Source organism: Hyphomicrobium denitrificans 1NES1, assembly GCF_000230975.2.
In the GTDB taxonomy this organism is placed as follows: Bacteria; Pseudomonadota; Alphaproteobacteria; order Rhizobiales; family Hyphomicrobiaceae; genus Hyphomicrobium_B; species Hyphomicrobium_B denitrificans_A.
Genome location: NC_021172.1, coordinates 402,001 through 421,855, shown reverse-complemented (window position 1 = coordinate 421,855; position 19,855 = coordinate 402,001). Strand labels below are relative to the sequence as shown.

16 protein-coding genes and 1 tRNA gene are annotated in these 19,855 nt (G+C 60.4%); 10 read left to right on the top strand and 7 right to left on the bottom strand.

Annotation, left to right across the window (positions count from 1 at the left end):
- Window positions 1-10: 10 nt before the first annotated feature.
- Window positions 11-1,405 (top strand): glycosyltransferase family 4 protein, encoded by a 1,395-nt coding sequence (locus HYPDE_RS02000; RefSeq protein WP_015596657.1) that lies wholly within the window; start codon window positions 11-13, stop codon window positions 1,403-1,405.
- Here the strand turns inward: HYPDE_RS02000 and HYPDE_RS01995 are convergent.
- A complete protein-coding gene (locus tag HYPDE_RS01995; RefSeq protein WP_041319800.1) occupies window positions 1,371-1,898 on the bottom strand; it encodes a transcriptional activator RfaH in 528 nt (175 codons plus the stop codon). The genes HYPDE_RS02000 and HYPDE_RS01995 overlap by 35 nt on opposite strands.
- A 196-nt stretch (window positions 1,899-2,094) precedes the next feature.
- A tRNA-Ser gene (locus tag HYPDE_RS01990) sits at window positions 2,095-2,184 on the bottom strand.
- A 149-nt stretch (window positions 2,185-2,333) separates the two neighbouring features.
- Here HYPDE_RS01990 and HYPDE_RS01985 point away from each other — a divergent pair.
- Together HYPDE_RS01985 and msrA are read left to right on the top strand one after the other, a co-directional pair.
- Window positions 2,334-2,831: a hypothetical protein gene (locus tag HYPDE_RS01985; RefSeq protein ID WP_015596655.1), complete on the top strand. Its 498-nt coding sequence runs from the start codon at window positions 2,334-2,336 to the stop codon at window positions 2,829-2,831.
- A 125-nt stretch (window positions 2,832-2,956) separates the two neighbouring features.
- Window positions 2,957-3,607 (top strand): peptide-methionine (S)-S-oxide reductase MsrA, encoded by a 651-nt coding sequence (gene msrA, locus HYPDE_RS01980; protein ID WP_015596654.1) that lies wholly within the window; start codon window positions 2,957-2,959, stop codon window positions 3,605-3,607.
- Window positions 3,608-3,646: 39 nt separating this feature from the next.
- Here msrA and mepA read toward each other — a convergent pair whose 3' ends face one another.
- Entirely contained in the window at window positions 3,647-5,113 is a 1,467-nt protein-coding gene (mepA, locus tag HYPDE_RS01975) for a penicillin-insensitive murein endopeptidase (RefSeq protein WP_015596653.1), read from the bottom strand.
- A 241-nt stretch (window positions 5,114-5,354) separates the two neighbouring features.
- Between mepA and HYPDE_RS01970 the strand changes: the two genes are divergently transcribed.
- Both HYPDE_RS01970 and HYPDE_RS01965 read left to right on the top strand, forming a co-directional pair.
- Window positions 5,355-6,008 (top strand): alpha/beta family hydrolase, encoded by a 654-nt coding sequence (locus tag HYPDE_RS01970; protein ID WP_041319798.1) that lies wholly within the window; start codon window positions 5,355-5,357, stop codon window positions 6,006-6,008.
- A 124-nt stretch (window positions 6,009-6,132) separates the two neighbouring features.
- Window positions 6,133-7,785: a lysine--tRNA ligase gene (locus tag HYPDE_RS01965; RefSeq protein ID WP_015596651.1), complete on the top strand. Its 1,653-nt coding sequence runs from the start codon at window positions 6,133-6,135 to the stop codon at window positions 7,783-7,785.
- 15 nt (window positions 7,786-7,800) lie between these two features.
- On the opposite strand, the gene HYPDE_RS01960 is transcribed toward HYPDE_RS01965, so the two are convergent.
- A complete protein-coding gene (locus HYPDE_RS01960) occupies window positions 7,801-9,573 on the bottom strand; it encodes a DUF262 domain-containing protein (protein ID WP_015596650.1) in 1,773 nt (590 codons plus the stop codon).
- A gap of 196 nt (window positions 9,574-9,769) precedes the next feature.
- On the opposite strand from HYPDE_RS01960, the gene HYPDE_RS01955 reads away from it, so the two are divergent.
- From HYPDE_RS01955 to pdeM, 4 genes are read left to right on the top strand one after another with little or no spacing between them, the layout of a single operon-like run.
- A complete protein-coding gene (locus HYPDE_RS01955; RefSeq protein ID WP_015596649.1) occupies window positions 9,770-10,123 on the top strand; it encodes a DUF952 domain-containing protein in 354 nt (117 codons plus the stop codon).
- Entirely contained in the window at window positions 10,117-11,205 is a 1,089-nt protein-coding gene (locus HYPDE_RS01950) for a quinone-dependent dihydroorotate dehydrogenase (RefSeq protein ID WP_041319795.1), read from the top strand. Before HYPDE_RS01955 ends, HYPDE_RS01950 begins: the two co-directional genes overlap by 7 nt.
- 32 nt (window positions 11,206-11,237) lie before the next feature.
- Window positions 11,238-13,820 carry a ligase-associated DNA damage response DEXH box helicase gene (locus HYPDE_RS01945; protein WP_015596647.1) on the top strand — a complete coding sequence of 861 codons (2,583 nt, stop codon included), beginning with the start codon at window positions 11,238-11,240 and terminating at the stop codon, window positions 13,818-13,820.
- A complete protein-coding gene (gene pdeM / locus HYPDE_RS01940) occupies window positions 13,786-14,508 on the top strand; it encodes a ligase-associated DNA damage response endonuclease PdeM (protein WP_015596646.1) in 723 nt (240 codons plus the stop codon). The genes HYPDE_RS01945 and pdeM overlap by 35 nt, the downstream gene beginning before the upstream one ends.
- A 4-nt stretch (window positions 14,509-14,512) precedes the next feature.
- Here pdeM and HYPDE_RS01935 read toward each other — a convergent pair whose 3' ends face one another.
- From HYPDE_RS01935 to HYPDE_RS01925, 3 genes are all read right to left on the bottom strand, one after another.
- Window positions 14,513-15,307 (bottom strand): TIGR02186 family protein, encoded by a 795-nt coding sequence (locus tag HYPDE_RS01935; RefSeq protein ID WP_041319793.1) that lies wholly within the window; start codon window positions 15,305-15,307, stop codon window positions 14,513-14,515.
- On the bottom strand, window positions 15,307-16,230 hold the full coding sequence (locus HYPDE_RS01930) for a sulfite exporter TauE/SafE family protein (protein ID WP_015596644.1): 924 nt from the start codon (window positions 16,228-16,230) through the stop codon (window positions 15,307-15,309). Before HYPDE_RS01930 ends, HYPDE_RS01935 begins: the two co-directional genes overlap by 1 nt.
- A 148-nt stretch (window positions 16,231-16,378) precedes the next feature.
- Window positions 16,379-19,018: a tetratricopeptide repeat protein gene (locus tag HYPDE_RS01925; RefSeq protein WP_041320741.1), complete on the bottom strand. Its 2,640-nt coding sequence runs from the start codon at window positions 19,016-19,018 to the stop codon at window positions 16,379-16,381.
- Window positions 19,019-19,375: 357 nt separating this feature from the next.
- Here HYPDE_RS01925 and HYPDE_RS01920 point away from each other — a divergent pair, with 357 nt between their 5' ends.
- Window positions 19,376-19,855 carry a hypothetical protein gene (locus tag HYPDE_RS01920; protein WP_144061150.1) on the top strand — a complete coding sequence of 160 codons (480 nt, stop codon included), beginning with the start codon at window positions 19,376-19,378 and terminating at the stop codon, window positions 19,853-19,855.

Sequence of the window (19,855 nt, the reverse complement as noted above, 5' to 3'; positions counted from 1 at the left end):
CGAAGCAGCTTTGCGCACGATCTTTATCAATCGCTTCTTCCATCCCGATCATTCGGCGACGAGCCAGATGCTATCCGACCTTGCATTCGGCCTTGCCGAAGGCGGCGCGCAGGTAACCGTAATCACGAGTCGACTATGCTACGACGACAGCCACAAAAAACTCGCGCCACAGGAATCGATCGCCGGAGTCGACATTCGGCGCGTTTGGACAACGCGTTTTGGCCGCTCGCGTCTGAATCTCAGAGCGATCGACTATCTGACATTCCATATCAGCACGGTATGGACCCTGCTTCGCATCGCGGCGCGAGGCGACATTGTTATCGCGATGACCGACCCGCCAATGCTGTCGATCATCGCCGCCCCCATTGCAAGGCTCCGCGGTGCGCACCTTGTAAACTGGCTGCAAGATCTTTTTCCGGAAGTCGCCGAAGCCCTCTACGCTGGAGGAAAGCTCAGCGGTGCTCTTTTCCGCTGCCTTCGCAATCTGCGAAACCTTTCGCTACGATACGCAGACATGAACGTTTCCATCGGCGAGCTGATGGCAGAGCGTCTCCTGAACGCAGGCGTACCCTCGCCAAAAATTTGTGTGCTTCCCAACTGGGCCGACTGCCAAGCTCTTGGCCCGATTGCGCGGATCGATAATCCGCTGCGAGCCGAATGGGATTTGGCTGACCATTTCGTCGTCGGTTATTCCGGAAACCTCGGGCGGGCGCACGAATTTGAAACGCTGCTCGCGGCAATCCAGATGATAGAGCGAGACAACGTTCGTTTAGAGGGTCCGTCGGTACGATGGCTCTTCATCGGCGGCGGCCACGCATTTGAATGCGTGAAAGAAGAAGTAGCCAATCGTGGATTGAGATCCGTCGTGTTTCGACCCTACCAGCCCCGACATCTTCTTTCCCAAAGTCTATCGGTGGCCGACGTCCACATCGTGACCCTGAGGCCGGAGCTTGAGGGCTTGATCGTGCCGAGCAAGTTCTACGGCATTGCCGCCGTCGGACGGCCAGTTCTCTTTATCGGAGCACGCGGCGGAGAAATCGACCGGCTGACGAAACGGCACTCTTGCGGGGTCTCTATCGCGAACGGCGACGCCGCCACACTTGCGGATGCTGTGAGAGATTTGGCCCGCGACCCACGGCGTTTACTGAAAATGGGCGAATGCGCACGATGGTCTTGCGAAAATCTCTATACCAAATCCCTGGCAATCGATGCCTGGATGAGGATGCTCCGCACGATCTCGGACACCACGAGGGTCCACGACCCGAAGCGGTCAGCGCCGGATATCAACTCGGGCGAGAGCGAAATTTTTGCCGTTGCCACACCGCGCGGCATCCAAGATGATCGCCGCACACATGAACTTGAAGTCGTTCCTAGCAGGCCGAAAGCTGATCTTCCAACACCGTGACCTTGGTAGGGCGATTCAAAAGCGTCATCAGCACAACAAGGCGATCTCGGTCACACAATTCGATGATTTCTGCGGCGAGCCCGTCGAACGGACCACACGCAAACCGCACTGTTTGTCCTATTTCGCGGGGAGATGCCGCGCGCGTGACGACACCGTCTCTTTCTCGGGCCTTCAGCGCCTCGACGATTTCTCCGTCGAGCCGGCCGGGCTCATCGCCGTTGCGCACGATTGTCCTGATGCCAACCGTAGAAAGAATAGGACGCCAACGCATATCGGGTGCGTTCCATCGCACAAACAGATAGCCCGGAAAAAGCGGCGCGAGGATTTCACGGCAAATGCGCGCGTGCCGTGTCTGCTTTCGAATGACAGGAGCATAGACGTCATAGCCTTGATTTTTGAGATTGCTCGCTGCGATGAACTCACGATTTGCCTGAGTGTTGACGACGATCCAGCACTTCTTCCATTCCCAGTCGGCAAGAACGTCGATTGTCATGAAAGCAAACACCCTGATGAGACCAAGCGCGTTTGGTAATACACATAGGAACTAACACTAAAAAACTATGCGGAGGGAGTCCCCGGAGGAGCCTGAAACACGGTTGTCCACAGCAGGCTCTACATCGCCACGGACTCCATGGATGCGCGATGCTGCCGACCGGCCGGTATGGAATGGATTTCTACACGCATGGCGATGGCGGAGAGAGTGGGATTCGAACCCACGAGACCCTTGCGAGCCTACACGCGTTCCAGGCGTGCGCCTTCAACCACTCGGCCATCTCTCCGCGGCGCAACTGCGAGGCGGCGCGCACTATACGCATCAGAGCCCTGAGCGCAACGTGCATGGGTTCGACATCGCTCCTTGCGGCCTGTGTCTCTTGACCGCGCTCCCGCCCGGTCACAAAAAAGCGCAGGTAAACGAGCAAACGGCACCATGACCAGTTCGCGGCTCCTCAAGGCGCTCGCCTTTCTATCCCTCTCATGCGTTGCAGCCGCAGCCTGGATGTGGCACGCGACGGGCGAACCGCCGGATCGTTGGCTACTCCGAATTGCGGGAGCATCATTTTTTACGGCTTTGATCGTCGCCATTGCGAGTCCTGATACACGGCCGCGTATGATGATGCGTTTTCTCGCTGCGCTTTTTGCGCTTTTCGCTCTGATCGCATTTGCGACCGACATCTCCCGCCCGGTCGTCGACGGCCAAAGCCAAGGCGCCATCTCGCTCCTTCAGCATATGCAGACGCTTGCGCCGTCATTCGTCGCAGCGCTTGAACGCACGATCGAACATTCGACCAGCACGTTCGTCTGGGACCCCGTCCTTACTTCAATTCTGTCGCTGCCGGCTTGGCTGATTTTTCTCACGTTCGCCGTTGGAGCCGGGTTTCTCGGCCGACCGAGACGCCGCGTCCGCATATTCGTCAATGATTACTGATAAGAGCCGCCGATATCCGCGATGTCGCAACCGGGCGGCATAATCGTCGCGGCGCCTGCAACGTTCCCGGTCTCGGCAACGTATACTGGGGGCATCGCCTCAAAAAAAGAAAAAGGAGCAAATCCATGTTCGCCAAAAGGCGCGCCGCAATGCCGACACCCGAGACGGCCCTCCGGGGCCGGTCGACGCCGATCCTGCCTCCGGCCGCAGAACATTATCTGTTCTCCCGACCGCTGCATGGCCCCTATCCTGAGGGATTTGAGATTGCGATCTTCGGACTCGGTTGTTTCTGGGGCGCGGAGCGGCTGTTCTGGCAGCTCGGTGACGGTATCTGGATTACTGCCGCCGGTTATGCCGGTGGATTTACCGAAAATCCGACTTACGAAGAGGTCTGCTCTGGGCATAGCGGTCACGCCGAGGTGGTCGTCGTGATTTATGACCCCAAGGTTCTACCATACGAGCGCCTGCTGAAAACGTTCTGGGAAGCCCACGATCCGACTCAGGGCTTTCGCCAGGGCAACGACGTCGGCACGCAGTACCGTTCGGCAATTTATACGACCACACCAGAGCAGCTTGCTGCGGCTCAGGCATCCGAAAAGGCATATGCCAAGGCCATCGCGACCAAAGGCTACGGCCCGATTACGACCGAGATCAAAGGCGCGGGGCCGGTATATCTGGCGGAGGACTACCACCAGCAATATCTGGCGAAGGTGCCGCATGGATATTGCGGCTTGGCCGGGACCGGCGTTACGTGCCCGGCGCCATCGCACGCTTAGATCTTATTGAAGTCTCCACCGAACGCGCCGCCGCGAAGATCACTTCTTCTCGGCGGTCGTCGTCTTTTTAATGTGCGAACGGAGCGCCGGATGCGCCGCAGCCGTTGCGGCCGATGCCGGAACGATTGCAAGGCCAGCCGCCTTTGCGAAGGCGCCCCGCGCCGCCGCGGCCTTCGTCAGAGCCTGACGGACGGCGACTTTGGTCATCAACGCTTCCTTGGGAACCGGCACGGGGTCTGGCTCAGCTGCCAGCAATGCGCGACATTCAGGAGGCAGATCCGCCAGCATGATCGGAGGCCGCGGCGGGCGCACGCTGATGCTCGGCGGCTTGGCAACAGGAGGCGAAGGCTTGGCCGGTATCACCTTCGCCAGCCATTGATCGACCTCTTTTCCACACCCGTCATCTCCTGTCGGAGGAGTCTGGGCTTTGCAGCCGCCAAAGCCCGCCGGACATTTGATGCGCACATGGAAATGGTAGTAGTGCCCGTAGTAAGGCCGCACCTTGCCGAGCCAATGCCGATCCGTACCGGCGGCTTTGCACAATGCCTTCTTGATCGCCGGATGAACGAAGATGCGTTCGACTTCCGGATACGATGCGGCGCGCTTTATGAGGGCAACCTGCTTGTCCGTGAATACCTTCGGATCGACGGCAACGCCGGTTTTGTCCAGCATCGACGTTGCCTCGAGATCCTCGCGCTCCTTCCGCGTCAGCCTCCGCTTCGGCATTGGCGTCAGCCATATGTCAGCGTCGAGTCCGACCTGATGGCTCGCATGCCCTGTGATCATCGGACCGCCGCGCGGCTGCGCGATGTCGCCGACGAGGAGACCCGGCCAGCCGTCGAGCTTCTGAGCATCCTTCGCGAACCTCTCGATGAGCGAGATCAACTGCGGATGCCCCCAATTGCGATTGCGCGACAGCCGCATCTCCTGCCACGCCGGTCCGTCGATGGGCAGCGCCACCGCGCCCGAAAGGCAGCCGCGCGCATAGTAACCGATGGCACGCGCGGCGAGCGGCGCTGGCTTCTTGACGGCGCCGAAAAGATTTTTCGCTCCCACGAAATCCGGCCACTTCGGGGCTTCGGCATCGGATTTGAGACTTGATGTCTCCGATGCGCCGGTGCCGGAGATCGGCTCGGTCGTAATGGTAACCGCGCGAGCAGTCGAAGCGTGCGCCGCAGATTTCCCATCCTTCGATGTCGAATTGGGCTCGCCGTCGGGCTCGCTCGCAGCACCATCGCCATCAGGAGAATTCTCGGACGAAAGCGTCAGCGTGTGATTGCCCGGTATGAAATCCGGCAGACGGTGGTCGCCACCCGAGGCGGACGCGCTTTTAGGATCTGGCGGAGGCTGGGTCGGAACAGGCTGACCAGCATTAGCCTGTGTCTGCGGCTCTGCGCGCAACGGCTCAGCGAACCTAAGTGTGACCGAGGACAGGCCGAGCCCGACCGGAACAAGCCCAGCCAAGCCTAGCGCGAAAAACAGCGCGAACAGCTTTACGGCCCTCATGCCCAATCCCCGCCTTTACGTAAGATCAGCCCTTATACTCCATAGTCGGGCAAAAATCCGACCCGCGGTCCCGAAACGTCCCCAAAGCCCGTCGAGCGTGGCTCAAAAAGCCAAAATAAATGGCTAAAATCGCAATCCAGAGCCCCTTGTGGCCACCAGACAGCAACCCCTGGACCGACAACAATGTTCAATACTGGGAGTTCCATCGATATGAAATGCAGAAAGAACGAAAGGGCCCGACCTGACATTTTCGGTTGAAACAGGCCCCGCCGACGCACGCGACCGTCTCATCCTCGCACATGGCGCGGGAGCAGGCATCGTGTCTCCCTTTTTTGCAAGCATCACGGAGTTGCTGGCAGCGCGCAACATCGCGACGACGGGCTTTGAATTTGCCTACATGGCTGCCCGGCGCACTGGCAGCGGAAAACGCCCTCCACCCAAAGCCGAAACATTGACATCGGAATATCGTGGCATAGTTCGATCCCTGGCGAAGCACCGGAAGAAGAAGTTGAAACCGCTCATAGGCGGCAAATCCCTCGGCGGCAGGGTTGCGAGCCTAATCGCCGACGAACTCTATGCCGATGAAGAAATCGGCGGTCTCGTCTGCCTCGGATATCCCTTCCATCCGCCGCACATTCCCGAAAAGTTACGTACGGCCCATCTCGAAACGCTCAAATGCCCGGCGCTGATCGTCCAGGGCGAACGCGACCCATTCGGAAACCGCACCGAAGTCGAGGCCCTCTCGCTGTCGAAAAGCATCAAGCTCGTCTGGATTAGCGATGGCGACCACGATTTCGGACCGCGTGGACGTTCAGGCTTTACGCGAAAAGGTAATCTTGCCGAAGCAGCCGATGCGGTTGCGGCATTTGTCTCGAGCCTCCCCGAGCCGCGTTGACGCGCTCTCTCGTGCAACCTACGGTGCGCACCACATATGAGATCCGGTCGGATACGATCTCCGATTCCCCCGGCCCGGACATCGCTTCCCTCACGGAATCCCTCAAAAACGACAGTCGCAGCAAATGACCATCCTTGCCTTCACAGCCGCACAAGCCGCCTCCAGCACCGCCTCGAAGGCATGGCCGTTTGAAGAAGCCCGGCGATTGATCAAGCGGCTTGAACGGCTTCCGGGCGGTACCGATAAGACGGTCTTGTTCGAAACCGGCTACGGCCCGTCGGGTCTCCCGCACATCGGCACCTTCGGCGAGGTCGCGCGCACGACCATGGTTCGCCGTGCTTTCGAGCTGCTGACGGAGGGCAAGCGTAAAACGCGCCTGATCTGCTTCTCGGACGACATGGACGGCCTGCGCAAGGTCCCGACCAACGTCCCGAACCAGGCGATGCTGCAGGCCCATCTGGAGCAGCCGCTGACGCGCGTCCCGGACCCGTTTGGAAAGTTCGAAAGCTTCGCGCACCATAACAACGCGATGCTGCGCGACTTCCTCGACCGTTTTTCGTTCGAATATGAATTCTTCTCGGCAACCGAATGCTACACATCGGGCATGTTCGACGCGACGCTGCTAAAGATGCTCGCCGTCTACGACAAGGTGATGGACATTATCCTGCCGACGCTCGGCCCCGAGCGGCAAGCGACATACTCCCCTTTCCTTCCCGTCTGCCAGCGCACCGGCCGCGTCCTGCAGGTCCCAATGGTTGCGCGCGACGTCAAAGCCGGAACGATCACCTACGTCGATCCCGAAACGAACGAGAAGATCGAGACACCCGTCACAGGCGGACGCGTCAAATGCCAGTGGAAGGCCGACTGGGCGATGCGCTGGACTGCCCTCGGCGTCGACTACGAAATGGCGGGCAAGGATCTCATCGACAGCGTCACGCTATCGTCGAAGGTCTGCAAAGCGCTCGGCGGCACACCGCCCGAGGGGTTCAACTATGAGCTCTTTCTCGACCAGAACGGCGAAAAGATTTCGAAGTCGCGTGGCAACGGACTGACGATTGAGGAATGGCTGACGTACGCGTCGCCCGAAAGCCTGTCGTTGTTTATGTTTCAAAAGCCGAAGAGTGCGAAGAAGCTCTATTTCGACGTCATCCCGCGCGCGGTCGATGAATACCTGCAGTTTCTCTCGGCATATCCTTCGCAGGAGCCGAAGCAGCAGCTCGACAATCCTGTCTGGCACATTCATTCCGGAGCACCGCCGCAGCCCGAGCTGCCGATTACGTTTGGGTTGCTGCTCAATCTCGTATCGGTCTCGCATGCGAGCAACAAGGACGTGCTGTGGGGCTTCCTGCGCCGCTATGCGCCGGGCGCAACGCCTGAGAACAATCCGATCCTCGATCGGCTCTCCGGATATGCAATCCGCTATTATGAGGATTTCATAAAGCCGACGAAGAAATTCCGTGCCCCCGACGACGTCGAGACAGCGGCGCTGCAGAGCCTCGACGCTACACTGGCAGCGCTGCCATCCGATGCCCACGGCGACAAAATTCAGAATGCGCTGCTCGATGTCGGCCGTGCCATCCCGCGCTATCAAGACCCGACAAAGGTCAGCCCTAGCGGCGGCCCCGGCGTCAAGCTCGACTGGTTCCAGGCCATCTACGAAATCCTGTTGGGACAAGAACGCGGGCCTCGGCTCGGAACGTTCATCGCGCTCTACGGAATTCCGGAAACGCGTGCGCTCATCGCAAAGGCGCTCAGCGGTTCTCTCGCAACCGCCTGAACGCTGCATTGGAAATCAGGCGGCGGGCGGCATCGGCTTCTGCTGGTCCTGGACCTGCACAATGTTTCGCGAAGCCGGACGCTGCGATTTGATGTCGATCCGCCAAATCCTTTCGATAAGGCCGATCAGCCGCTGTTCGCGTGCCTCGATTTCAGGCCGCCGCCACTCACGCTCGCCGAGAACGTCGCGCGTCACCGCAAGCAACGGCGCTTTGCCCGTGGAAATCGCGCCGTAGATATCCTTCTTTTCCACCCATGACGCGTTTCGCGCTCTGTCGTTTTCCTGCTGCGTAATGAGCACGAGATTGCCGAGACAGTCGACAAGCTCGGCACGAGCTTCGGCATTCGGAACGCTCTGCCGCCACGCGCTCGATGCCGAGGGGCGCTGAGGCAGGACATGCTCGATCGTATAAAGGTCGGGATCGATCCCGATCGAGGAATCCCCCATCTCATCGCTCAAACGCATCAGGAGAAGACGGCAAACTTTCGGATTGCGCTTGTGGAGGTCCCTGAGGTGGAAAGCGATGCTGCGGACTTCATCCCGAGACATTTGCAGAACCGGATGCCTTTCGTCGATCGGCTCATCCGAACGGATGGCTTTGACCAGCTCGGCAAATCGGCGAGCGCGCTTGCCGGACCCCGCGCACAAGAGCCGCGTCAGCATTGCGAGCCGCTCGATCTCCGCCAGCAGAAATGCCGCGCGGTCAGGATCGCGCTTCCATTGCTTGAGTGCCAGGATAGCGGCTGGAGCCCAGTCCGCATCCGGCAAACGGTTCAAATAGCGGAGTAGCCTCGGCATCTCGCCGGGCAGCACGCCTTCGCCGTTGCTTCGCACCAGCGCGTAGGCTTTGGCATAGGGAACGAAGATGTCCCTGAAAAAAATCTCTGATCCCCCGGCGTCTCGGATTACCCTGCGCACGCCAGTGACGATAGGCAATCGCGCATATCCGAAAATCGTCCTGAGATGCCCGAAGAAAGACTCGAAATCCTCGCCCATCGCGAGGCTCATGTCGTCCCACATCCGCGCGACCCAGCCGACATCTTCAGTCGTCATCCGGCTCAGGATGTCCGATTTCAGGATGTCATTGCGTTGCAGCTTCTTGCCGCGTTCGTTCAGCACGACAAACATTTGGTGCGATCGGTCGATGTCCGTCCCGATGATGACGACCACGTAACAGCGATCCGCGATGAAATCGGAAAGGACCTTGCGTGCGGCCCTCGGCATCTCGCCGAGCACTGCGCGAAACCGGTCCCGTACATCGATGAGCGTCGCTTCCGGGTGAGAGATGGGGACGACATCCGGTGGTAAAACAGTCTTCCCCGGAAGCAGGATATTATTTTCGAACACGGCACGCTCGCGGCCTGCCAAATGCAGCCGGAATCGCTCCGTACGGCGAAACCTCGATCCCTGCTGCGCCAGAAGCATGCTCTGGACACGCTTGACGATCGAAGTGCGTGGATCGATTTCGAGATCACGCAGCACCGCAAGCAAAGTCATCAGCGTAACAAGACGCTGCTGGCCGTCGATGACGCCGAACTCGCGCTGCGCCATTCTGGGCGACAGTTTGGTCGTCTCGACATCCGGAGCATCCATCAGAACGACGGCGCCAAGAAAATAGTCGCGACTGGCCACGCCTTCGAAGCCGATGCCCGCGGCTTCCATCAAATCGTCCAGCAGTTGTTCGGCTTGTTCACGGCCCCAGGAGTAAGGGCGTTGGAAGATCGGAATATTGAGTAGATAGGGTCCGGAAAGAAGCTCGGAAATGCTGAGAGATGCCGTTGGATACACGGAGACTTCGACCTTTTCGCCTGGCGTGCGCCATGCCCGGACCTCGGTCCTGCTTGTTCACGTATTGCTCCACCCGCCAAACCATGGTTGTGCAGATGTCTGGCCGTGATAGCAACGATCGCGAGCAAGCGCCACAGCCGTCTGTGCGACGAGATATGGTGCACGTGACACATGCCGTCAAAACACAATCTATCGAATGAGACAGATCGTCTACAAAATCGCAACAGTCCACGACTGGCGGGACGCCATCGCGAAAGGACATTATTCGGGATCCGCGGACGACGTTCGCGACGGTTTCATCCATCTCTCGTCAAGGTCTCAGCTTCCGGGAACTTTAGAAAAGCATTTCAGAGGTAAAACTGATCTTGTTCTCATAGCATTTGAAGAAGATAAGCTTGGCCACGGCCTCAAATGGGAAACATCCCGCGGTGGCGAGCTTTTCCCGCATTTTTACGGGCGTCTTCCCGCCTCGAATGCACTGTGGGAGCGGACGTTGGACACCGGCCCGGATGGCGCCCTCATCATTCAGGACGAATGGTTCACATGCTGAGCACACTTTATCGGTTCGCACGGCCGGCCCTGTTCGCGCTCGATCCGGAAGATGCCCACGAAGCGACGATCAAAGCCCTCGAGCTTGGCCTTCACCCCCGCCAGCTCGGCACCGACGATCCTGTGCTCCGGCAAACCGTGTTCGGTCTTGATTTTCCGAACCCGATCGGTGTCGCGGCGGGCTACGACAAGGATGCACGCGTCGCTGACGCCGTGCTCGCAATGGGTTGCGGCTTCGCCGAGATCGGAACCGTGACGCCGCGTGCGCAGCCGGGCAATCTCAAGCCGCGTATCTTTCGTCTTGTTGCCGATCGCGCTCTGATCAACAGCCTCGGCTTCAACAACGGCGGACACGCAGCGGCACTGACGCGTCTCGAAGCGCGCAAGGAGAAGCCGGGAATTGTCGGCGTCAACATCGGAGCAAACAAGGACAGCACCGATCGCCCGGGAGACTACGCAAGGGGTATCGAGACTTTTTCTGCCGTCGCGAGCTACTTCACGGTCAACATTTCCTCTCCGAACACGCCTGGCCTGCGCGATTTGCAGGCACCGGCAGCTCTCGATGAACTGTTGGCCCGCGTCATGGAGGCAAGAACCCGCATCGTTTCTCAGGGAGGCTCGCGACGCCCGATCATCGTGAAGATCGCGCCCGATATTGCCGAGCAAGACATCGTACCGATCTGCGAACGCCTGATCGTCCACGCTGTCGACGGCATTGCCGTATCGAATACGACTCTTGCACGAGATGGATTGACCGACGCGCAAGCGACGAAATCCGGCGGCCTCTCCGGACGCCCCCTGTTTCGCCGTTCGACCATCATGCTTGCCCGCGTATTCGAAGCGACCGGTGGCAAGATTCCACTGATCGGCATCGGCGGCATCGATAACGGCGACGCGGCGCTGGAAAAAATCGAAGCAGGTGCCACATTGCTGCAGCTCTATACCGGCTTGGTCTATGCCGGGCCTGGACTCATTAGCGAAATCAAATCGCACCTTGCGCGGGAAGTCCGGCGCCGCGGATATTCGGATGTCGGCGCCTTGCGTGGCACAAAGGCCCAACAATGGGCAGCTCTGCCGTTGTAAATCTGGGTTAACGGTTGCCACTTCGGAGCATGATGCTCACGACGCCAAAGAACGCCAGACGCAAGCGGCAGCCTTCTGCGCCAGCAACGCCGGCGCTGCCGCCTGAAATCGCCGCCTGGTTTTCGCGCCGCGGATGGAAACCTCGTGCGCATCAGCTGGCGCTCCTTGAGGCGGCGCGGCAACGGCAATCGACCCTTCTCATCGCGCCGACGGGTGCCGGCAAGACACTGGCCGGATTTCTGCCAAGCCTCGTGGCACTTGGCGGCGGGAAACGACAACGATCCGGCGCAGGCCTGTTCACGCTCTATGTCTCGCCGCTGCAAGCGCTCGCAACCGACGTCGAGCGAAACCTGATTGAACCCATCGCAGAAATGGGCCTGAAGATCCGCACCGAGACTCGCACCGGCGACACCTCCGTTGCGCGCCGCCAGCGCCAGCGCATCAAACCTCCGCAGATCATGCTGACGACGCCGGAGCAGGTCGCGCTTCTTCTGAGCCACCCCGACGCGCCGCATCTGTTCGCCGATCTCGACACGATCATACTCGACGAATTGCACGCGCTCGCGCCGTCGAAGCGCGGCGACCTTCTGGCGCTCGATCTGGCGCGGCTCCGCACGCTTGCGCCGAACATGATGACGGTCGGACTGTCCGCCACGGTTGCGCGGCCGAGCGAGCTTCGCGGCTACCTTGTATCCCAGACCGATCCCGATACCGTAACGCTCCTCTCCAATCTCGTGACCGTCGAAGGCGGCGCCAAACCGGAGATCAGTATTCTCGAAGTCGAGGATGAAATTCCCTGGTCCGGTCACACGGCGCGCTACGCGATGCAGGAGGTCTACGATGCGATCCGCGCGCACAAGCTGACGCTCGTATTCGTCAACGCACGCCTGCAAGCCGAGGTCGCGTTTCAGGAGCTTTGGCGCATCAACGACGACAACCTGCCGATCGGCCTGCATCATGGCTCGCTCGAAGCCCCTCAGCGCCGCAAGGTCGAGGCCGCGATGGCGGCGGGAACGCTGCGTGCCGTCGTCGCGACATCGACGCTCGATCTCGGGATCGACTGGGGCGACGTCGATCTCGTCATTCATCTCGGTGCACCGAAAGGCGCGAGCCGCTTCCTGCAGCGCATCGGGCGTTCCAACCACCGTATGGACGAGCCGTCACGCGGGCTTCTCGTCCCCGGCAATCGCTTCGAGGTTCTCGAATGCCGCGCCGCGCAACAGGCTGCCGAAGCTGGCGCGCAGGATGCGGTTCTGTCGCGCTCCGGAACGCTCGACGTGCTCGCGCAGCACATTCTCGGCATGGCCTGCCAAGCCCCGTTCGATCCGGATGCGCTGTTCGCAGAGGTCCGCTCCGCCCTTCCATACGCCGGACTGAGCCGGCATCAATTCGATCGCGCCGTCGAATTCGTCTCGACGGGCGGCTACGCACTTAAGACTTATGAGCGATTTGCGAAGCTGAAGCGCGAGCCGGATGGCAAACTCAGGATCACCAATCCGTGCGTCGCGCAACAATACCGCCTGAACGTCGGAACGATCGTAGATTCGCCGATGCTCAAGGTCCGCCTTGTCTCTGCGCGCGGCGGCAAAACCCGAGCGCGCCAAGGCGGCCGCGTGCTCGGCGAGATCGATGAATATTTCGCTGAGCAATTGCCGCCTCGCGCCACCTTCATATTCGCGGGCGAAATCCTGCGCTTCGAAGGCATGCGCGAGACGGAGGTTTTCGTCTCGCGCGCCTCGGCGGAAGATCCGATGATCCCAAGCTACGGCGGCAATAAATTCCCGCTGTCGACGCATCTCGCAGCCCGCGTCAGAGCCATGCTTGCCAATCCGGCCGACTGGCCTGGCCTGCCACCGGCTGTCGGACACTGGCTGACGCTTCAGAGCCAGCGGTCCGTGCTTCCGGCGACAGACGAAGTCCTGGTCGAAACGTTTCCGCGCGCTGGCCGTCACTTTCTGGTGACGTATCCGTTCGAAGGCCGCCTCGCGCATCAGACGCTCGGCATGCTGCTGACGCGCCGGCTCGATCGCGCTAGCATTCATCCGCTCGGCTTCGTTGCCAACGACTATGCGCTGGCGCTCTGGACGCACGGCGATCTTTCCGCGCTGATTGCCGACGGCCGTCTCTCGCTGGCAGACCTCTTCGACGAGGACATGCTCGGCGACGACATCGACGCCTGGCTTGCAGAAAGTAACCTGATGAAGCGGACGTTCCGCCTGGCCGCCGTCGTCGCCGGTCTGATCGAACGGCGCCACCCTGGAAAGATCAAATCCGGGCGCCAGGTCACGATGTCGACCGACCTGATCTATGACGTTCTCCGCCGCCACGATCCCGGCCACCTGCTACTTGAAGCGGCCTGGGCCGACGCGGCAACGGGATTGCTGGACATCCGGCGTCTCGGCGACTTTCTTGCCCGTATCAAGAACCGAATCAGGCATCAATCTCTGCCGCGGGTTTCGCCACTGTCCGTCCCGGTGTTGCTGGAGATCGGCCGCGAAGTCGTTGCCGGCCACGCTCGTGACGCATTGCTGCGCGAAGCCGCCGAGACACTCGTCGAAGAGGCGATGGGGACATCTGAAAATGGGCATTCTGAAGCCGGAACGCATCGGACTTGACGATTTCGCCGATCAGCCCGTCTCGATCTGCGGCAAAGCTTTTCTCGCGCACAAGTCCGGCGCGCTTTACTGGCCATCCGAGCGAGCCCTGATCGTTGCCGACCTGCATCTCGAAAAAGGCTCGGCGTTTGCATCGCGTGGGCAGATGCTGCCGCCTTACGACACGCGCGAAACACTGCTGAAACTCGCCGCGATGATCGACCGCTACAATCCCGAAACGGTCATCGCCCTCGGCGACAGCCTGCACGACCCCAACGGCGCTGCGCGCATGGACCCGAGCGACATCGAGAGCCTGCACATGCTGCAGGAAGATCGCGACTGGATCTGGATCACCGGCAATCACGACCCGAAGATCGATCGGGTGCTTGCCGGCTATGTCGTGCCGGAAATCGTCGTCGAAGGGATCGCGCTTCGGCACGAGCCGCGCCCCGGTGCCGTGACGCACGAAATCGCTGGACATTTCCATCCTGCCGCCCGTCTCGTAATGCACGGTACGTCCCTGCGCCGCCCCTGCTTCGTCGGAAATGGGCTGCGACTCGTGATGCCGGCGTTCGGCGCCTACACAGGCGGGCTTAACATTCTCGACCTCGCTTTCGAGCCGCTGTTCGGTTTGGACGGCCTTGCCGTGTGGATGCTTGGGCACGAGGGACTTTACCCGGTCGCGCCCCGCCTCTTGAGAGACGACTGAACGGCTACATCGCGCGTGGAAATGCGAACGCTGCGGCAAGGCCCGCGACCGTCGCCATAGCTACTGTCAAAAGCCCATAGAGAAGCGATTTTTTCAGTGCAACCTCATGAATGAAGCGCTCGACGCCTTCGCGTTCGAGCGTCAGGCGACTCTTATATTGCCCGAGCAGCTTGCCTTCCTTGAACAGATAGACGCTTACGGTCAGTGGCCCGACTGGAACGTTCGGCGGCAGCGCCACGGTTGCGCGGAACAGGCTGCGCCCGATGAATGCAACGCCGAAGTCCGATTTCACGTAAAGACGCTCTCGCTCCTTGAGACGGACGAGTGCTTCCTTGAAGCTTGCCACCTCTGCCGGATCGAGTGACTCTTTCCACGCCGTTTGCCTAGGAACCATTCGAATGTGCTCGAATCCGATGCCGTTTGCATCGAGGAGTGCAGGTTCTGCAAGTTCGTCGATCGGCCGCGTCGAGACGATGGCATAATAGCTTGGAACCGGCATGAACTTCATGGACGACGTATTGATCCAAAGCCCTCCCACCCTAGATTTCTTCCGCACGATGACAGGCGCGGGCACACCCTCGACGACCGCAACAATGTCGTAGGTCCCAGCCCCCGCGCTTGACTGCACGCTATTTTCGACGGTGCCGAAAAGCAGGATTTCCGTTCCGGTGAAGCTCGATGTGATCGCAACCTGCCGAGTCGAGGCATCGGCCTCGATGCTCTCCTTGGCGTCTCGCGCCATCCCGGCGCTTGCGAACGCCAGCAATCCGAGGAAGATGGCACAGACTCTCCAACGCATCACGACCCCTTCAATGACCCGAGTGAAAAGAGATCGTTCGGCGTCACCACGAGGTCATATCCCATTCGCGCCGCAACAATGAGAACGAGCACACCGAGGAGGACGCGCATCTGGTCGCTTCTGAGCTTCTCGCCTGCAACGGTGCCGAATTGCGCACCGACGACCCCGCCGGCGAGCAGAATGGCGGCAAGAACGATATCGACGGTTTGGTTCTGCCAGGCATGCAGGACGGTCGCAAAAGCCGCCACGAACACGATTTGAAAGAGTGACGTGCCGACGACGACGCTGGTCGGCATGCGCAGGATGTAGATCATCGCCGGGATGTAGATGAACCCGCCGCCGATCCCCATGATCGCAGACATGAAGCCGATGAACATGCCGATAACCATCGGCGGGACCACGCTGATGTAAAGTTTCGAGCGCTGAAAGCGCACCTTGAAGGGTAGGCGGTCGACCCAGTTGTGCTGACCGGATTTGCGTCGCGACGACATGCCGGACGATTGCACTTGCCGCCAGGCATTGATCCCTTCGATTAACGTCAGCGTGCCGACAACACCCAGGAACGTCACGTAGGTCAGCGAGACGGTAAGCTCGAAAAGTCCCGCGTTGCGCAACAACCGGACGACGTCGACGCCGATTGCCGTGCCGACGAGACCCGCCACCAGCATCACGAGAGCCATCTTCACGTCGACATTGTTGCGCCTGTAGTGCACGACGGCGCCAGACACCGACGACGCAACGACATGCACGTTGCACGTCGCGACGGCAACGGCCGGGGAAATTCCGAGAAACGTCAGCAAGGGCGTCATCAGAAATCCGCCCCCAACGCCGAAAAGACCAGAAATGAACCCGACGGCTGTTCCGAGCGCCAGATAAACGGCGACGGACACCGACATTTCAGCAATCGGCAAATAGAGCGTCATCAATCAGGTCTGAACAGCGAGAGCTACCGTCCGGAACGCGCCGGAAGGATACGCCTAAGGGACACCAAAGCGCCCCGCACCGCAAGCGTTCAAAGCCTGCCGTGAAAGAGCGGGAAGCGCTGCCGCTAGGGGCAAGCGGTATTCGCCATCAACCGGCAACGCTTGCATTCGGATTTTTCTTCCACTCCTCACCTGCCAAACGAGCATCGTTGACACCTCGATCGACGGGAATCGGCCGCCATTCGCTAATCATCCGTTCGGCTTCGGCGAGGTCTTCCGCCGTCAGTTTGCCGCGAAGGATACCTTGGCGGCGGACGGCATCCGCATCTTTGTCCCGCGCAGCGAGTGAAATCCACATGTAGGCCTGCTGCAGATCCTTCTTCACGCCGAGACCGTTCTCATAGAGGATGGCGAGATTGAACTGGCTGTCAGCAAGTCCCCGCTGAGCGGCCTGCTCGAACCATTGCGCCGCGGTCGTATAATCCGGCGACTGATCGGTCTGATTGGCGCTCAGGACCGCGAGGTTATGCATCGCTTTGACGTTGCCCTTGTCGGCAGCGCGCTTGTACCAGGTTTCCGCCAGCGCCCGATCGGCTTTCATGCCGAGGCCCCGCTCATAGAACGTTCCGAGACGATACTGAGCCTGCACCAGTCCGTGGTCGGCGGCGCGCTGATACCATTTTGCCGCTTCTTTGAAATTCTGCGGTGTTCCTTTGCCTTCCGCAAGACGGGCACCGACTTCGAACTCGGCCGAAGCATCGCCGTTGGCGGCCGCCAGGCGCAACGACAGCGGACCGACGGTCGCAGCCGGCAGATCGAAGTGGGCCCCGCGGGATGCTTCACTCGGCACGGGCGCATTGTTGTCAGGCGCGCTCACCCCCTCCGTCTCGGCCTCCGTCGGAACCATGGAGGCAGGTACGAGCGCTGAGTTGTTGCTCTGCGCAGCCGCGTCGCCGAGCTTCCCCGATATCGCCGCCATCGCTTGGTGGCGTTGCGCCTGCTGTATGCCGGCGGCCGTCGCGGGACTATTGAGATCGACCGCAACACCGAGCATGGACACGTTCGTATTGGCCCCCCCCGTGGCGCCGGGCGTCAATTGCCCCTGCTGATCCCCGTGCGCTCCCGCATCCGGCGATTGCCCACGACCGTTGTTCTTCTGATCGGGCAATCCGTTCGTGCCGGACCCGGATTTTCCGTCCTGACCCACCGCAGCGGGGGGAAGTGACGAAGAAGAGCTCACCGCCGGTTTCTGAGTATCGCTACCAACGGTGTACCAGAGGCCGCCCAATGCCAGAATTGTAGCAACCGCAAGAACGATGAGGCGCGGCGAAGGTCCTGACGGGCCGGAAGCTTTTGACCGGCTCGTCGTGGGCCGGATCGGCCTGCTGCCGTGAGATCCCCGGACCGCATCCGGTGACGACATTGTAAAGAAGCCGGAGTGAGGCGGCGACGTAATGACGATTTCATCGTCCGCCGCGGACGAGAGGCGCATTTTGGCGCGGCGCGCTTCGGCGATGAAGTCCTGCCGTAACCTCTCGTTCTTGCGCGATTCCATTTCGATGGGGCTTTCGCGCTCATACGGATTTGCCGACTGGGCCGGTTCGGGCGAAATCACTTCGGACGGGAACAGCGAAACGGCGGCATCGTCCAAATCCAATGGATCGCTGTCGCGCGATGGCATTTGGAATGGTTCTTCGGGCATCAGGCGTCGTCCCTCCGAGAGGTCATCGAACGATGCCGCACGCATCGGCGCATCCTTGCGCTGTGCGAATTCGAGTCCATCCATGCGATCCAGAAGGCGGATCATCGCCTGCTGCAACGTATCGAGCAGCGCCGCGGTATTCTCGCCGCCGTTGCGATTTTCCTCCATCATTCGCTCGATAAGCGGACGCAATTCGCGGGCCGGATCGTGGGATGCGGGCGCCCTCTCCGCGAAATGCATGGCCGCACGTTCGGCCGCGGCCTGCGCGATCGCTTCGACGTCGATACGGGAAGCGGGCAGAACATCGGTTGCCGACCGCAATTCGGAGTGCGTTCTTCCTTGCTCGCCGGACAACGTCTGCGTGATTGCCGAGAGCTGGTCCTCGATGGCGCTGAGACGCGTCAGTTGATCGTGCGTCTGGACCAGATGATTGACCACCTCGCCCACGTGCTCCTCGATAAGCCGCACGGCATCGAGGTCGGCGCGCGTCGCGACGTCTCCGATCGTACTGGCGAACCGTTGCTCAAACTGATCGAGCCGTTCTCCGATCTCATGAAATCCGCGATCGGGCCTGATTTCGGCAATTGATTGCTCGATGCCTCGGGCAATTTCCGCAAAGCGAGCTTCGAACCATGCCTGATCGAGATTCGCATGCGGTGCTGCTGCGGGCGCCGCAAGGGCGGCTCGCGATGCCTGGGCATTCCTCCGAGAATCGGACTCATAGATATGAGTCAGGGCTTCCGCGCTTTCGCGATCCCAGGGGTTGGCTTCCCGATACGCAGCATCGGAATCGTTGGCTTTGGCGAGCCGTTTGGCCAGCTCGGCAACGCCCGCCTCGATATGCTCAAAGGTGGGTGCATACTGCTCCGGAATGTGATCGCGCAGTTCCTCGGCCTCTCGCCCCATCGTGGCGATCCTGTCCTGCATTTCGCTCAACGTTTCGGAATGGCGGCGCGTTGCATCGGAAAGCTGTGCCGCGATCGCATCGACCAAAGCCTTGAGCTCGCCATGCTCCTCCTCGTAATCCGAGGCACCATGCCCGCCGCCGCCGCTGAACTCGTCTTCTGTCAATTCTGGATTCGGCATGTTCCCCTCGAAGCGGCACGGGCGTTGCCGGTCCGGTCCAGCACGACCAGGGTCTTCGGCGGCAAGGGACATTCGAGATCGTCCGTGCCGCGCAAAAAACGCGATCGTTGGCGGACGCAGCACAGTTCATTCGGGGGCACGTTGAAGAACGGCAGTAAATACTGCGTTAAGATGTAAGGAGAAGCGGGAAAATATTCGTATTTTCAGGGGCTAAGGGGTCGAAACGCCGACAGCCTAAAGGCCGCTTCAACTCATGTTCGTGATATCTGACCGTGATTCGTTTTCAACGGCCGCGTCTGGATTTGCCACACTCCTGCGTTATGAGCCGCGCAAGATCGAAGCTCGAGGACGGTTCGAATGCTGAGCAGAATGATCTACGGAGCGACGCTCATGGTTCTCGCTTTAGCGAGCGCCGCGGTCGCTGATACCACGGACAATGCTGGCGGCCGCTTTACGATGTCGCCTGTCGACGGCGGCTTCCTGCGGCTCGACAGGCAGACCGGCGCCGTCGCGATGTGCGCCCGTTCCGGTACGACATGGGCATGTGCGCCGGTCGAAGATCACACGCCCACTGCGGCGGCTGCAGAAGTTTCGAAGCTCGAGCAGGAAAACAAGGACCTCAAGGACCGCGTCAAGGCGCTCGAAGAAACGCTCGAAACGAAAACACCACTCGATGGACCGCCCGGCGGAAAAATGCAGTTGCCGACGGATCAAGAAGTCGATCAGGCGCTCGACTATCTGGAGCGTGTCTACAAAAAGGTCCGCGATCGCATGAAGGACCTCGACAAACCTCTGCCGCCTCCAGACGCTCCACCGCCGCCGAAGGGATCTCTGTGA

What these genes read in the sequence shown, in the direction of transcription:
- HYPDE_RS01945 (WP_015596647.1), top strand. Translation starts at nt 11,238, where the DNA reads ATGCTCACGACGCCAAAGAACGCCAGACGCAAGCGGCAGCCTTCTGCG.
- HYPDE_RS01925 (WP_041320741.1), bottom strand. Translation starts at nt 19,018, where the DNA reads ATGCCGAATCCAGAATTGACAGAAGACGAGTTCAGCGGCGGCGGCGGG.
- HYPDE_RS01920 (WP_144061150.1), top strand. Translation starts at nt 19,376, where the DNA reads ATGCTGAGCAGAATGATCTACGGAGCGACGCTCATGGTTCTCGCTTTA.
- mepA (WP_015596653.1), bottom strand. Translation starts at nt 5,113, where the DNA reads ATGAGGGCCGTAAAGCTGTTCGCGCTGTTTTTCGCGCTAGGCTTGGCT.
- HYPDE_RS01965 (WP_015596651.1), top strand. Translation starts at nt 6,133, where the DNA reads ATGACCATCCTTGCCTTCACAGCCGCACAAGCCGCCTCCAGCACCGCC.
- HYPDE_RS01930 (WP_015596644.1), bottom strand. Translation starts at nt 16,230, where the DNA reads ATGACGCTCTATTTGCCGATTGCTGAAATGTCGGTGTCCGTCGCCGTT.
- HYPDE_RS01950 (WP_041319795.1), top strand. Translation starts at nt 10,117, where the DNA reads ATGCTGAGCACACTTTATCGGTTCGCACGGCCGGCCCTGTTCGCGCTC.
- HYPDE_RS01935 (WP_041319793.1), bottom strand. Translation starts at nt 15,307, where the DNA reads ATGCGTTGGAGAGTCTGTGCCATCTTCCTCGGATTGCTGGCGTTCGCA.
- HYPDE_RS01985 (WP_015596655.1), top strand. Translation starts at nt 2,334, where the DNA reads ATGACCAGTTCGCGGCTCCTCAAGGCGCTCGCCTTTCTATCCCTCTCA.
- pdeM (WP_015596646.1), top strand. Translation starts at nt 13,786, where the DNA reads ATGGGCATTCTGAAGCCGGAACGCATCGGACTTGACGATTTCGCCGAT.
- msrA (WP_015596654.1), top strand. Translation starts at nt 2,957, where the DNA reads ATGTTCGCCAAAAGGCGCGCCGCAATGCCGACACCCGAGACGGCCCTC.
- HYPDE_RS01995 (WP_041319800.1), bottom strand. Translation starts at nt 1,898, where the DNA reads ATGACAATCGACGTTCTTGCCGACTGGGAATGGAAGAAGTGCTGGATC.
- HYPDE_RS01955 (WP_015596649.1), top strand. Translation starts at nt 9,770, where the DNA reads ATGAGACAGATCGTCTACAAAATCGCAACAGTCCACGACTGGCGGGAC.